This window comes from Streptomyces sp. NPDC057099, from assembly GCF_042671245.1.
Taxonomy (GTDB): Bacteria; Actinomycetota; Actinomycetes; order Streptomycetales; family Streptomycetaceae; genus Streptomyces; species Streptomyces purpurascens.
Map to the genome: position 1 here is coordinate 78,616 of NZ_JBHUTX010000002.1, position 13,613 is coordinate 92,228.

Genomic DNA, 13,613 nt, shown 5'->3' on the forward strand with positions numbered 1-13,613 from the left:
CGCCGTCGCGACAATCCGGACCGGACCGCGCCACGGGCCCCCGACAGCAAGCGCGGACGAGGCTGCCAGGCCCCGGTGAACGCCGACGCGGGAGCGGTCACCGCCGCCGGCCACAGCGGCGTCTTCATCAGGTAGGAGACGTAAAGCCCGTGGAGCGGTGCCGGTCGGCCCGTGGTTCAGGACCCGTGGCCCCGCGGGTCAGTACACGTCCCGCACGTACCGCTTGTCCGCCGCGAGCTGCTTCACGTACGCGGTGGCCTCCGTCTCGCTCAGTCCGCCGTGCGTCACCGCGATGTCCTTGAGGGCCCGGTCCACGTCCTTGGCCATGCGGGAGGCGTCGCCGCAGACGTAGAAGCGGGCCCCCTCGCAGAGCCAGTGCCACAGCTCGGGCCCGTGTTCGCGCATCCGGTCCTGCACGTACACCTTGTTGCGCTGGTCACGGGAGAAGGCGGTGTCCAGGCGGGTGAGGGTGCCCTCGTGGAGCAGCGCGGTCAGTTCGTCCTCGTAGTAGAAGTCCGTCGCGCGGTGCTGCTCGCCGAAGAACAGCCAGTTGGGAGCCCGGTGGCCGAGCGCCCGCCGCTCCTGGAGGAAACCGACGAAGGGCGCGACCCCCGTGCCCGGGCCGACCATGACCATCGGCGTCGAGGCGTCGCCCGGAGGCCGGAAGTGCGGGGAGCGCTGCACGAACACGGGTACCTCCGTGTCCGCTTCGGCATCCGCCAGGAAGGGCGAGCAGACCCCGCCGCGCGCCCGGCCGTGCAGATTCTCGTACCGCACCACGGACACCGTCAGCGACACCCGCCGGGCGTCCACCAGCGGGCTGGACGATATGGAGTACAGCCGCGGCTGGAGCCCCCGCAGCACCCCGGCCCACTCCTCGGCACTCGCCCGCACCGCGTACTCGGCGATCACGTCCACGGCCTGCCGTCCCCAGCTCCACTGCGCCAGCCCGTCCTTGTTGTCGGGCCGCAGCAGCCTGCGCAACTCGTGCTTGTCCCGGGCGCGTTCGGCGACGAAGCGCAGCAGGTCGGGCGTGATCCGCGTGATGTCGAAGTGCCGGTGCAGGGCCTCGGCGAACGGCACCTCGCCAACGCCCTTGACCTGCACGGATGTTGTCCCGTCCAGGCCGGTCACCGCCAGCCACTCGTCCACGAGGGCGGGCGCGTTGACCGGCCGCACACCGAGCGCGTCCCCGGCCTCGTACGCCAGGTCCGTCCCGCTCGTGTCGAAGGTGAACCGGCGGACCTCCTTGCCCGCGCCGGGCCGGCTGAGCAACTCGTTGCCGACGAGCCGGGCGGCGGTGGCGGCGGGCTTGGACCTGGTCCTCGGCTGCTCGGCCGAGGTCGGGGTCGGGGCCGAGGTCGGGGCCGGAGCCGTGCTCGTGTCGCCCAGCGCCGAGAGCACCTGGTCCAGCCACTCCCCGGCGGAGGGCTCGTAGTCCGGCTCGCAGTCCGCACGCGGGGCCAGCCGCACCCCGCCCAGCTCGTCGAGCCGCGCGTCCAGCCGCCGCCCGTGCCCGCAGAAGTCGTCGTAGGAGGAGTCGCCGAAGGCGAGCACGGCGTACCGCACCCCGTCCAGCCGCGGGGCCCCGGCGTCGGCGAGCGCGTCCCAGAGGCCGCTGCCGTTGTCGGGCGCGTCGCCGTCCCCGAACGTGCTGGTGATGAAGAGCAGATCGGCCGTGCGGGCGAGTGCCCCGACATCGGCCTCGTCCATGCCGACGAGGCGGGCGCGATGCCCGGTCGCGGTCAGCCGCTCGGTGGTGGCGGAGGCGAACTCCTCGGCGTTCCCGGTCTGCGAGGCCCACAGCACGACGATCTCGCGCCCGGCGGGTTCCTGCGGCGGGGCGGTCGATGTCCCGGAGGTCCGGGAGTACATGCCGGCGAGGACCCCGTTGACCCACAGGGCGTGCTCGGCGGAGAAGGGCGCGTCGGGCGGCAGCACCGGGACTCCGCCGAGGGTGCCCGAGCGGAGCCCGGCGAGGAAGCCGGTGAGATACCGGCGTTCCTGTGCGGAGAGGACCGGGGGAGGGGAGGGTTCCAGGCCGAAGGGATCGGCGGCGCCCGGGGTCACCTCCGTCGGCACGAGCGCCTCGGCGGGGAGAGGCGCCGGTGCCGGTGCCGGCGCGGACACCTTCGCCAGCGAGACGGCGCACACCTTGAACTCCGGCTGGAACGACAGCGGATCCACCGCGTCACTCGTCACCGCGTTGATGCTCAGATACTCGCCGAACAGGTCGTTCCAGTGGAACGGAGCGAAACAGCACCCCGGCCGCACCCGGTCCGTCACCACCGCGGGCAGCACGGCCCGCCCGCGCCGCGAGGCGACCTCGACCAGATCGCCCTCCGCGACGCCGAGCGCGGCCGCGTCCAGCGGGTGGAGTTCCACGAAGGGCCCGGAGTTCAGCTTGTTGAGCTTCGCGACCTTCCCGGTCTTGGTGAGCGTGTGCCACTGGTGCTGCACCCGCCCGGTGTTGAGCACGAACGGATAGTCGTCGTCCGGCATCTCGGCGGCGGGCAGATGCGGGCGCGCGAAGAACACGCCCCGCCCCGAGGCCGTCGGAAAACGGAGCCCGTCGTCACCGACGTAGCGGATGGGATTGCGCTCCGGCCCGTCCTCCCGCGCGGCCGGCCACTGCACGGGCGTCTCGCGCAGCCGCTCGTAGGACACCCCGCGCAGGTCCCACCCGGTCTTCGGGTTCCAGAACCGCCGGATCTCCTCGAAGACCTGCTCGGCGCTGTCGTACGAGAACCCCTTCTCGTACCCCATCGCGCACGCCACCTCCGCGATGATCCGCCAGTCGGCCATCGCCTCCCCGGGCGGGTCAGCGGCCGGCCGGGTCAGCGTGAGGTTGCGCTCGCTGTTGACGAAGACGCCCTCCGCCTCGGTCCACATCGCGCCCGGCAGGACGACATCGGCGTACGCGTTCGTCTCGGTGTCGGTGAACACGTCCTGCGTGACGACGAACTCGGCGGCCTCCAGGCCCTCGATGACCGTACGGCGGTTGGAGACCGAGGCGACCGGGTTGGTGCAGATGATCCAGCAGGCCTTGATCTCCCCGTCGGCCATCTTCCGGAACATCTCGACGGTGCCCTTGCCGACGCCGTCCTTGCGCAGGGTCCCCGGCGGCAGCTCCCACACGTCCTCGACGAACGCCCGCTCCTCGTCCACGAGCACCGACCGCTGCCCCGGCAGCCCCGGGCCCATGTACCCCATCTCGCGACCGCCCATGGCGTTGGGCTGACCGGTGAGGGAGAACGGCCCGGCGCCCGGACGGCAGATCGCCCCCGTCGCCAGATGCAGATTGACCAGGGCGTTGGTGTTCCAGGTGCCGTGCGTGGACTGGTTGAGCCCCATGGTCCAGCAGCTCATCCACCGCTTGCCCGCCTCGCCGACCATCCGGGCGGCGGTGCGCAGATCGTCCTCCGCGATCCCGGTGATCTCCGCGACCGCGGCCGGGGCGTAGTCGGCGAGAAACCCGGGCAGGGCCTCCCAGCCCTCGGTGTGCGCGGCCATGAACTCCGGGTCGGTGTGCCCGCCCTCGTGCAGCAGCTGCAGCAGACCGTTCAGGAGCGCCAGGTCGGTCCCCGGCTTGACCTGCAGGAACAGATCGGCCTTGGCGGCGGTCGCGGTCCGCCGGGGATCTACGACGATCAGCTTGGCGCCCGCCTTGACCCGCTCCATCATCCGCAGGAAGAGGATCGGATGGCAGTCGGCCATGTTCGACCCGATGACGAGAAAGGCGTCCGCCTGATCGAAGTCCTCGTACGACCCGGGCGGCCCGTCCGCCCCCAGCGACAGCTTGTAGCCGGTGCCCGCGCTCGCCATGCACAGCCGCGAGTTCGACTCGATCCCGTTCGTCCGCACGAACCCCTTGGCCAGCTTGTTGGCCAGATACTGCGCCTCCAGGCTCATCTGCCCGGAGACGTAGAAGGCGACCGCGTCCGGCCCGTGCTCGTCCACGATGGCCCGCAGTCGCGCCGCGGTCTCGGCGATCGCGTCGGCCACCGGCGCCGGCACCGCCTCCTCGCCCCGGTCGTCCCGCACCAGCGCGCTGGTCAGCCGTCCGGGCGCGGCGAGCATGTCGGCCGTGGTCGCGCCCTTGGTGCAGAGCCGCCCCGCGTTCGCCGGATGCGCCTTGTCGCCGGACGCCTTGAAGATCTTGCGGCGGCCGTCCGGGCCCGCCCCGACGTCGAGGACGAGGCCGCAGCCCACACCGCAGTAGGAGCAGACGGTGCGCACCTGCCGCGTCTCCTGCCGGGTCCCGGGGGTCGTGGTCATGCCCTAGAGAGTACGAATCGCCCGTTACACCGCTGTCACACCGCTTGATCACCAGGGGTTACGCCCGTCACACAGCCGCCTTCCGGCCGTTGTGAGGTGCATTGAGGTCGCGGAGCGTGTCGCAGTTGGGCCGAACGGGTGACTCTGCGCAAGAATTGCCCGATGCAGACAGTCAGCGCGAGCCAGGACGGAGCATGCCGGTGAACAGCCACGATGTCACCGACGAACAGTGGGAGGGGCTCGCCCAGGTCGTGCCGCTGCGGGGCCGGGACGCCTGGCCGTCCTCCGTCGGCCACCGTTCCATACCCGAGGCCGAGACGGAGACGCGCCGCCGCTTCGTCGTCCTGCGGGTGAACGTCTTCGCCGACGCCCGCGACGTCGCCGAGCGGCTGATGGCGGGGGTGCCCGTGCTGCTCGACCTGACCGGCGCGGAGACGGAGGTCGCCAAGCGCGTCCTCGACTTCAGCACGGGCGTCGTCTTCGGCCTGGCGAGCGGGATGCACCGCGTCGACCGCAACGTGTTCCTGCTGACACCGGCGGGCACCGAGGTGACGGGACTGATGGAGGGAGCCGGGCTTCCCGGGGTGTGACGGCGGCTCGATCGGTGTGACGGTAGCTCGATCGTAGGAAAGGCCCGGAGACGGAACGGTTCGTCCTGTCGCCGGAGCCCTACCGTCCGGATATGACCCAGCCCCCCGCACCCACACCCCCCACATCCCCCGTACCTCCCGCGGGCGTCGCGCACCCCGACCGCTCCCGCCCCCGCCTCACCGAACTGCGCCTGGCCGCGTTCACCACCCACCGCCGCGCCGCCTTCCCGCTCGGGCCGCTCACCCTCCTCACCGGCCCCAGCGGCTGCGGCAAGACCAGCGCGCTGCGGGCGTACGAGGCCCTGGCCCGGCTCGGGGGCGGTGCCGGGCTCGGCGAGGCGTTCCCGGACCCCGTCGCCTGTGTGCCGGAGCGGGCCCGGCCCGACGCGCAGCGCCGCCGCGGCTTCCGCATCGGCTGCACGGCCGACGGCCCCGCGGGCCCGGTCCGGCTCGACGTGGCCGTGCAGGCCGAGCCCGAACTGCGCGTCGTGGGCGAACGGTTGACGGCCGACGGCCTCGTCCTCCTGGAGACCGCCCTGCGCGACCCCGGCAAGCGCGCCGTCCAGGCCGCCTGGCACACGGCCGGGCCCACGCCCGTGACCCGCGGCCCGCTGCCGGACGACCGGCTCGGCACGGCCCTGCTGCCGCTGCGGGTGGCCGGCAAGACACCCGGCCAGCGCAGGGTGCTGGCTGCCGCCGAGCAGATGGTGGTCGCCCTGCGCTCCGTCTTCGCCTGTGACCCCCAGCCCGCCAGGATGCGCGGCCCCGTGCCGTCCGGGTCCGGCCGGCTGCTCCGCGGCTGCGGCAATCTGGCCGACGTACTGGAGCGCACCCGCACCGAGTGCGGACGGCGGCACGCGCTGTTCGTGGCGGCGGTACGCGCCGGCTGCGCCGGGCCGGTCGCGGACGTCCTCGCCCGGGCGGAGGAGGCAACGGGAGCGGTCCGTGCGACGCTCGACCGGGGCGACGGCGTCCTCACGGACCTGCGGCGGCTCGGCGACGGTGAACTGCGCTACGTGGCCCTCGCGTTGGTCCTGCTCACCGGACCGGGTGTGCTGGAGGTCGACCCGGCCGGCGAGGTGCCCGCCGCGCTCCAGACCCTCACCGTCCTCGCCGACGGCTTCGACCGGGGCCTGGACGGACGGCAGCGGCTGGAACTGCTGCGGCTGGCGTCCCGGATGTGCGAACGGGGGCACATCCGGCTCGTCGGCACGGTCAGTGACGCCTCGTGGGCCGCCGGGGCGGAGGGTGTCACGGTGGTACACCTGGACCGTGACTGATCACCTGGACCTGGCCGAACTGCAACGCCGCCTGGCCGATTTCGCGGCCGCGCGGAACTGGCAGCAATACCACACGCCCAAGAACCTGGTCGCCGCGCTCAGCGTGGAGGCCTCCGAACTGGTCGAGATCTTCCAGTGGTTGACCCCCGAGGAGTCGGCCCGCGTCATGACCGACCCCGACGCCGCGCCCCGCGTCACCGACGAGGTCGCCGACGTGCTCGCGTATCTGCTGCAGCTGTGCGAGGTGCTCGGCATCGACCCGCTGGCGGCGCTGGACGCGAAGATCGACCGGAACGAGCGGAGGTTCCCGGTCCAGGAGTAGCAAAGTCCGTTTGTACGCTGCGTAACCAAAATGCGACTCGAATCCGAATTGTTGTCCGCAATTTTCCGTCTTCCTCTGGCTTTTGGTCTCACGCCCCTTCACTCTGGGTAGTGAACTAGGGAGTTCGGGCAGGCGTACGCGCGGGAGCGCGTCGGGACAGACGGGGGCAGCGCATGGACGCGGTGCGGCTCATCGTGACGAGCAGGCGGTCCCTGGCCGCGGGTGGCAGCGGGCGGGAGATCCTGGCCGAGGTGTGGCAGGCGCAGGCCCTCGCGCAGGCGATAGGCAGCCGCCTCGCGGTCGCCGGACCGCCCGAACTGCGCGGCGAGGCACTGGGGTTGACGGAGTTGGCGGGCCGAGGCTGCGGCGTCCTCGACCCGCCCGAACTGGCCCCGGGTGAGCTGCGGGCGGGCCAGCTCACCGAGTTGGGCGACGCCCGCCACACCCTGATGTTCCTCGGCGGCCTCCTCGGCGAGGTCGGCATCGCCTTGGTCGGCCTCGCCTGCGCCGCGGACGACGAGGGCACGTACTGGCAGTGCATGGAGGCCATCGACGCGGCGGACGAGTCCCGCGACCGAGTCCTCGAAATGCTCCGCAGACTCGCGGACCGGGAGCAGGTGGTACCGGAGGCGGGGTAGGGCAGCGGCAGCTCCTGGCGTTCAGCCCTCTGCGGGCCGGTGGGGGTTGTTCGCGCAGTTCCCCGCGCCCCTAGGGCAACACCTCCGCCCCAGCCCTCAGCCGACAGAGCCTTCCTCGCCCGTCCCCCGGCCCGCATCCCCCGCCGCCTGAAGATCCGCGTCCAACGCCGACAGGTCCGCGTTCAACGCCGCCATCAGCTCCTCCATCTGCTGCAACAGCCCTTTCGGCTGCCCGGTCCCGCCCTGCTGCGGCACGGTCTCTTCGGACATGACGGCCTCCTCGGCCCATGGCCCCCGGGGAGGCCGACGCGGGTGACGCCCCGGCGGTCGCGGGCCGGTGCGGAAGCCGGTCGCTCCGGCTCCGCCCGAGCCAACGATCACCATCGGGGCCGGTCACTGGCCGGGGCAGGCGGCACCCGCGGTATGCACGTAATTTCACCCGACCGGGGACCATGCGGGACGGGGGACCGACCGCGTCGCCCCGCACCCCGGCGTGCAGGATGGACGTATGGATCTGCGCATCTTCACCGAGCCCCAGCAGGGGGCCACCTATGACACGCTGCTCGCCGTCGCCAAGGCCACCGAGGACCTCGGCTTCGACGCCTTCTTCCGCTCCGACCACTACCTCCGCATGGGCGACGGCGACGGCCTGCCCGGCCCCACCGACGCCTGGCTGACCCTGGCCGGACTCGCCCGCGAGACCAAGCGCATCCGGCTCGGCACCCTGATGACCGCCGGCACCTTCCGGCTGCCCGGCGTGCTCGCCATCCAGGTCGCGCAGGTCGACCAGATGTCCGGCGGCCGCGTCGAGCTCGGCCTCGGCGCCGGCTGGTTCGAGGAGGAGCACAAGGCCTACGGCATCCCGTTCCCCAAGGAGAAGTTCTCCCGCCTCGAGGAACAGCTGGAGATCGTCACCGGCCTCTGGGCGACGGACCTCGGCAAGACCTTCGACTTCCACGGCACCCACTACGACCTCACGAACTCTCCCGCGCTGCCCAAGCCCGCCCAGAAGAAGATCCCCGTGCTCGTCGGCGGCCACGGCGCCACCCGCACCCCGCGGCTGGCCGCGAAGTACGCCGACGAGTTCAACATCCCCTTCGCCTCCGTCGAGGACAGCGAGCGCCAGTTCGGCCGGGTGCGCGCCGCCGCCGAGGAGGCCGGCCGCGACGGCGACGATCTGACCTACTCCAACGCCCTCGTGGTCTGCGTCGGCCGCGACGAGGCGGAGGTCGCCCGCCGCGCCGCAGCGATCGGCCGCGAGGCCGACGAGCTGAGGCTCAACGGCCTGGCCGGCTCCCCGTCCGAGGTCGTCGACAAGATCGGCCGCTACGCCGAGATCGGCGCCCAGCGGATCTACCTCCAGATCCTCGACCTGGACGACCTCGACCACCTGGAGCTGATCTCCTCGCAGGTGCAGTCGCAGCTGTCGTAAGGCCGGTGTCGCAGCAGCCGTAGGTCCGGCACGGCACGTCGGCCGTCCGGCGGATCGGGACGTGGTGCGCGATCCGCCGGGCCTCGGTCAGGGCTTGCGGGCGACCGCCACGTAGAGGGGGATCTCCTCGCCACCCCGGTCCTCTCCCCGCGATGCGCCGAGTTCGGGGTGCCACCGCGCGGCCAGGACCACACCGGGGTCCACCAGCTCAAGGCCCGTGAAGAACTCCGAGAACGCTCCGAGGCTGCGCACCTGTGCCGCCGTGCCGCCCTTGCGGTACACCTCGACGACCCGCTCCCAGGTCTCCGGGTCGAAGTCGCCGGTCGCGTGGGACAGCGTCAAGTGGCTTCCGGACGGCAGCGGTTCGAGGAGTTCCCGTACGAGCCGGAGGGGCTCGTCCTCGTCGCCCACCAGGTGCAGGAGTGCCACCAGGGACAGGGCGATCGGCCGGCTGAAGTCGAGGGTCTCCCGGGCCGTCGCGATGATCTTTCCGGGGTCCCGCACATCGGCCTGGACATAGGCGGTCCTGCCCTCCGGCGCACTGTGCAGCAGGGCCTCGGCGTGCCGGAGCACGATCGGGTCGTTGTCCGCGTAGACCACCCGGGCGTCGGGGGCGATCCTCTGGACGATCTGGTGGAGGTTCGGCTCGGTCGGGATGCCGGTCCCGATGTCGAGGAACTGGCGGACGCCCCGCTCGGCCAGCAGCCGGGAGGCGCGGTGCATGAAGGCGCGATTGGTTCGCGCCATCGCGCTCACGGCGGGGAAGTGCGAGGTCACCTGCTCGGCCGCCGCCACGTCGACCGGATAGTTGTCCTTCCCGCCCAGGAAGTAGTCGTACATCCGCGCCGAACGGGGCTTGCTGGTGTCGATCGTGCCCACAGTCGCACATCCTCCCTCGAACGCCCGGTCGGCCGGAGGCTAGCGAAAATTCCCGGATGCCGCCGCTGTTCCCTCGGTACGGTGAGTGGATCCGCAGTTCAGACCACTGATCAAAGGTCGACCCACCGTGTTTCTGACCATCACCACCACCGGCACCCCGGAGCGCCCCGCCACCGATCTCGGCTACCTGCTGCACAAGCACCCCGAGAAGGCCCAGGCGTTCTCCACCTCCTACGGCACCGCCCATGTCCTCTACCCCGAGGCGGACGCCGAGCGCTGCACGGCGGCGTTGCTGCTGGAGGTGGACGCGGTGACGCTGGTCAGGCGTGGCAAGGGCAAGGGCCGGGGCGGTGCCCCGGACGCGGCGCTCGCGCAGTACGTCAACGACCGCCCCTACGCCGCCTCCTCCCTGCTCGCCGTGGCGCTGAGCGCCGTCTTCTCCAGCGCGATGAAGGGCGTCTGCAACGCCCGGCCCGAACTGCCGGCCGTACCACGGCCGTTGCGTATCGAGGTGCCGGTGCTGCCCGCCCGCGGCGGCCCCGGGCTCGTACAGCGGCTGTTCGAGCCGCTGGGCTGGACGGTCACCGCCGAACCCGTGCCGCTGGACACCGAGTTCCCGCAGTGGGGCGACTCCCGCTACGTCCGACTCGAACTGGAGTCCACGGACCGCACCCTCGCCGAGGCCCTGCGCCACCTCTACGTCCTGCTCCCGGTCCTGGACGACGCCAAGCACTACTGGGTCGCGCCCGACGAGGTCGACAAGCTGCTGCGCGCCGGTGAGGGCTGGCTGCCCGGCCACCCGGAGCAGAGGCTGATCACCAGCCGCTACCTCGCGCGCCGCTGGTCGCTGACCCGTGCCGCGACGGAGCGGCTGGAGCTGGTCCGGCTGGCCGAGACGGACGACAGCGAGGTCGAGGAGATCGACAACGCGGTCGGGGCGGAGACCGAGACCGAGGAGCGCCCGACCCCGCTGGCCGTGCAGCGCCGGGAGGCGATCACCGCCGCGCTCAAGGCGTCCGGGGCCGCCCGCGTCCTGGATCTCGGCTGCGGCCAGGGCCAGTTGGTGCAGACACTCCTCAAGGACCCGGCGTTCACCGAGATCGTGGGCGTCGACGTGTCGATGCGGGCGCTCACCATCGCCTCCCGGCGGCTCAAGCTGGACCGCATGGGGGAGCGGCAGGCCGCGCGCGTCCAGCTCTTCCAGGGCTCGCTCGCCTACACCGACCAGCGGATCAAGGGCTACGACGCCGCCGTGCTCAGCGAGGTCATCGAGCACCTCGACCTGCCCCGGCTGCCCGCCCTGGAGTACGCCGTGTTCGGCTCGGCCCGTCCGCGCACGGTCCTCGTGACGACCCCGAACGTCGAGTACAACGTGCGCTGGGAGAGCCTCCCGGCCGGCCATGTCCGCCACCGCGACCACCGCTTCGAATGGACCCGGACGGAGTTCCGCGCCTGGGCGGAGGCGGTCGCCGAACGGCACGGCTACACGGCCGAGTTCATACCCGTAGGCCCCGACGACCCCGAGGTGGGACCGCCCACCCAGATGGCCGTGTTCACCCTGACCAACCCGAAGGAGGCGAAGGCGGCATGACCGACGTACGCGAGGGGCGGGTCCTGCCCGTCACCGACCTCTCCCTGGTGGTGCTCGTCGGCGCCTCGGGCTCCGGCAAGTCCACCTTCGCCCGCAGGCACTTCAAGCCCACGGAGATCATCTCGTCCGACTTCTGCCGCGGCCTCGTCTCGGACGACGAGAACGACCAGAGCGCCACCAAGGACGCCTTCGACGTCCTGCACTACATCGCGGGCAAGCGCCTGGCCGCCGGCCGCCGCACGGTCGTGGACGCGACCAGCGTGCAGCCCGACGCCCGCCGCCAGCTGATCGACCTGGCCCGGCAGTACGACGTCCTGCCGATAGCCATCGTGCTCGACGTGCCCGAGGAGGTGTGCGCCGAGCGCAACGCGGGCCGCACCGACCGCGCGGACATGCCCCGCCGGGTCATCCAGCGCCACACCCGGGAACTGCGCCGTTCCCTCAGGCACCTGGAGCGTGAGGGCTTCCGCAAGGTGCACGTCCTGCGCGGCGTCGACGAGGTCGAGCACGCCACCATCGTCACCGAGAAGCGCTTCAACGACCTGACCCACCTCACCGGCCCCTTCGACATCGTCGGCGACATCCACGGCTGCGCCGCCGAACTGGAGTCGCTGCTCGGCAAGCTGGGCTACAAGGACGGAGTCCACCCCGAGGGCCGTACCGCCGTCTTCGTCGGCGACCTGGTCGACCGCGGCCCCGACAGCCCGGGCGTGCTGCGCCGCGTCATGGCGATGGTGAAGTCCGGCAACGCCCTGTGCGTGCCCGGCAACCACGAGAACAAGTACGGCCGCCACCTGCGCGGCCGCAAGGTCCAGCACACCCACGGCCTCGCCGAGACCATCGAGCAGATGGCGGGCGAGAGCGAGGAGTTCGTCGCCGAGGTACGGGAGTTCCTCGACGGCCTCGTCAGCCACTACGTCCTCGACGGAGGCCGGCTGGTCGTGTGCCACGCCGGGCTGCCCGAGAAGTACCACGGCCGCACCTCCGGCCGGGTCCGCAGCCACGCCCTGTACGGCGACACCACCGGCGAGACCGACGAGTTCGGCCTGCCGGTGCGCTACCCGTGGGCGGAGGACTACCGGGGCCGGGCCGCCGTCGTCTACGGCCACACCCCCGTCCCGGAGGCCAGCTGGCTCAACAACACCATCTGCCTGGACACCGGCGCCGTCTTCGGCGGCAAGCTCACCGCGCTGCGCTGGCCGGAGCGCGAGCTGGTCGACGTAGCGGCGGAGCGCGTCTGGTACCAGCCGACGAGGCCGCTGCGCACCGAGGCCCCCGGCGGGCACGACGGCCGCCCGCTGGACCTGGCGGACGTGCACGGCCGCCGGATCGTGGAGACCCGTCACCAGGGCCGTATCTCGATCCGCGAGGAGAACGCGGCGGCGGCCCTGGAGGTCATGAGCCGCTTCGCGGTGGACCCGCGCCTGCTGCCGTACCTCCCGCCCACCATGGCACCGACGGCGACCAGCCAGGCCGACGGCTACCTCGAACACCCGGTGGAGGCCTTCGCGCAGTACGCGGCGGACGGGGTCGAGCGGGTCGTGTGCGAGGAGAAGCACATGGGGTCGCGGGCGGTGGCCCTGGTCTGCCGGGACGCGGACGCGGCCCGCAAGCGCTTCGGCGTGGACGGCCCCACCGGGGCGCTCTACACCCGCACCGGCCGCCCCTTCCTCGACGACGACTCCCTCACCGCGGAGATCCTCGACCGGGTGCGCACGGCGATCGGCGAGGCCGGCCTCTGGGACGAACTGGCGACCGACTGGCTGCTGCTGGACGCCGAGCTGATGCCCTGGTCCCTGAAGGCGTCCGGACTGCTGCGCTCCCAGTACGCCGCGGTGGGCGCCGCCTCCGGCGCGGTGCTCCCGGGCGCGCTGGCGGCGCTGGAGGGCACGGCCGCACGCGGCGTGGACGTGGCCGGCCTGCTGGCCCGCACCCGCGAACGCTCCGCCGACGCCGCCGCGTTCACCGAGGCCTACCGCCGCTACTGCTGGACCACGGACGGCCTGGACGGGGTCCACCTGGCACCGTTCCAGATCCTCGCCGTCCAGGGCCGCAGCCTCGCCGCCCTGCCCCACGACGAGCAGCTCGCCCTGCTCGACCGGCTCGTCGAGCACGACGGCAGCGGCCTGCTCCGGACCACCCGGCGGCTGTACGTCGACACGGCCGACCCGGAGTCCGTCCGGGCCGGTGTCGACTGGTGGCTGGAGATGACCGGCCGCGGCGGCGAGGGCATGGTCGTCAAGCCGATCGGCGCCCTCGTCCGCGACCCCCAGGGCCGCCTCGTCCAGCCCGGCATCAAGTGCCGCGGCCGCGAGTACCTGCGGATCATCTACGGCCCCGAGTACACCCGCCCGGAGAACCTGGCCCGCCTGCGCTCGCGCTTCCTCAACCACAAGCGGTCCCTGGCGATCCGCGAATACGCCCTGGGCCTGGAGGCCCTGGACCGGCTGGCCGACGGTGAACCGCTGTGGCGGGTGCACGAGGCGGTCTTCGGGGTGCTGGCGCTGGAATCGGAGCCGGTGGACCCGAGGCTGTGAGCCCGAAGCCGATCGATTTCGGCCAGGCTTGTCCCGACTGGGGCGATCCTGGCCGGACGTCGTCCT

10 protein-coding genes are annotated in these 13,613 nt (G+C 72.3%); 7 read left to right on the plus strand and 3 right to left on the minus strand.

Going from position 1 to position 13,613, the window contains the following annotated elements:
• Window positions 1-198: 198 nt before the first annotated feature.
• Window positions 199-4,278, minus strand: coding sequence for a molybdopterin-dependent oxidoreductase (locus ACFT4A_RS02860; RefSeq protein ID WP_382825355.1), 4,080 nt, complete (start codon window positions 4,276-4,278; stop codon window positions 199-201).
• A gap of 194 nt (window positions 4,279-4,472) precedes the next feature.
• Here ACFT4A_RS02860 and ACFT4A_RS02865 point away from each other — a divergent pair, with 194 nt between their 5' ends.
• The 4 genes from ACFT4A_RS02865 (at window position 4,473) to ACFT4A_RS02880 (ending at window position 7,108) form a co-directional block, all read left to right on the plus strand.
• Complete coding sequence (locus ACFT4A_RS02865) at window positions 4,473-4,868, plus strand: cell division protein SepF (RefSeq protein ID WP_031134653.1); 396 nt, start codon at window positions 4,473-4,475, stop codon at window positions 4,866-4,868.
• Window positions 4,869-4,960: 92 nt separating this feature from the next.
• The gene (locus ACFT4A_RS02870; protein WP_382825356.1) at window positions 4,961-6,148 is read left to right on the plus strand and encodes an ATP-binding protein; all 1,188 of its coding nucleotides are present in this window, start codon (window positions 4,961-4,963) and stop codon (window positions 6,146-6,148) included.
• Window positions 6,141-6,470, plus strand: coding sequence for a nucleotide pyrophosphohydrolase (locus ACFT4A_RS02875; RefSeq protein WP_382825358.1), 330 nt, complete (start codon window positions 6,141-6,143; stop codon window positions 6,468-6,470). The genes ACFT4A_RS02870 and ACFT4A_RS02875 overlap by 8 nt, the downstream gene beginning before the upstream one ends.
• A gap of 173 nt (window positions 6,471-6,643) precedes the next feature.
• The gene (locus ACFT4A_RS02880) at window positions 6,644-7,108 is read left to right on the plus strand and encodes a DUF6099 family protein (protein ID WP_382825359.1); all 465 of its coding nucleotides are present in this window, start codon (window positions 6,644-6,646) and stop codon (window positions 7,106-7,108) included.
• Between the two features lie 96 nt (window positions 7,109-7,204).
• Here ACFT4A_RS02880 and ACFT4A_RS02885 read toward each other — a convergent pair whose 3' ends face one another.
• Window positions 7,205-7,378, minus strand: coding sequence for a hypothetical protein (locus tag ACFT4A_RS02885; protein ID WP_382825361.1), 174 nt, complete (start codon window positions 7,376-7,378; stop codon window positions 7,205-7,207).
• Window positions 7,379-7,616: 238 nt separating this feature from the next.
• Between ACFT4A_RS02885 and ACFT4A_RS02890 the strand changes: the two genes are divergently transcribed.
• Window positions 7,617-8,540, plus strand: coding sequence for an LLM class F420-dependent oxidoreductase (locus tag ACFT4A_RS02890; protein ID WP_382825363.1), 924 nt, complete (start codon window positions 7,617-7,619; stop codon window positions 8,538-8,540).
• 87 nt (window positions 8,541-8,627) lie between these two features.
• On the opposite strand, the gene ACFT4A_RS02895 is transcribed toward ACFT4A_RS02890, so the two are convergent.
• Window positions 8,628-9,419 carry an SAM-dependent methyltransferase gene (locus ACFT4A_RS02895; protein ID WP_382825365.1) on the minus strand — a complete coding sequence of 264 codons (792 nt, stop codon included), beginning with the start codon at window positions 9,417-9,419 and terminating at the stop codon, window positions 8,628-8,630.
• 127 nt (window positions 9,420-9,546) lie between these two features.
• Between ACFT4A_RS02895 and ACFT4A_RS02900 the strand changes: the two genes are divergently transcribed.
• A complete protein-coding gene (locus ACFT4A_RS02900; RefSeq protein WP_382825366.1) occupies window positions 9,547-11,010 on the plus strand; it encodes a 3' terminal RNA ribose 2'-O-methyltransferase Hen1 in 1,464 nt (487 codons plus the stop codon).
• A complete protein-coding gene (locus ACFT4A_RS02905; protein WP_382825368.1) occupies window positions 11,007-13,547 on the plus strand; it encodes a polynucleotide kinase-phosphatase in 2,541 nt (846 codons plus the stop codon). The genes ACFT4A_RS02900 and ACFT4A_RS02905 overlap by 4 nt, the downstream gene beginning before the upstream one ends.
• Window positions 13,548-13,613 lie beyond the last annotated feature (66 nt).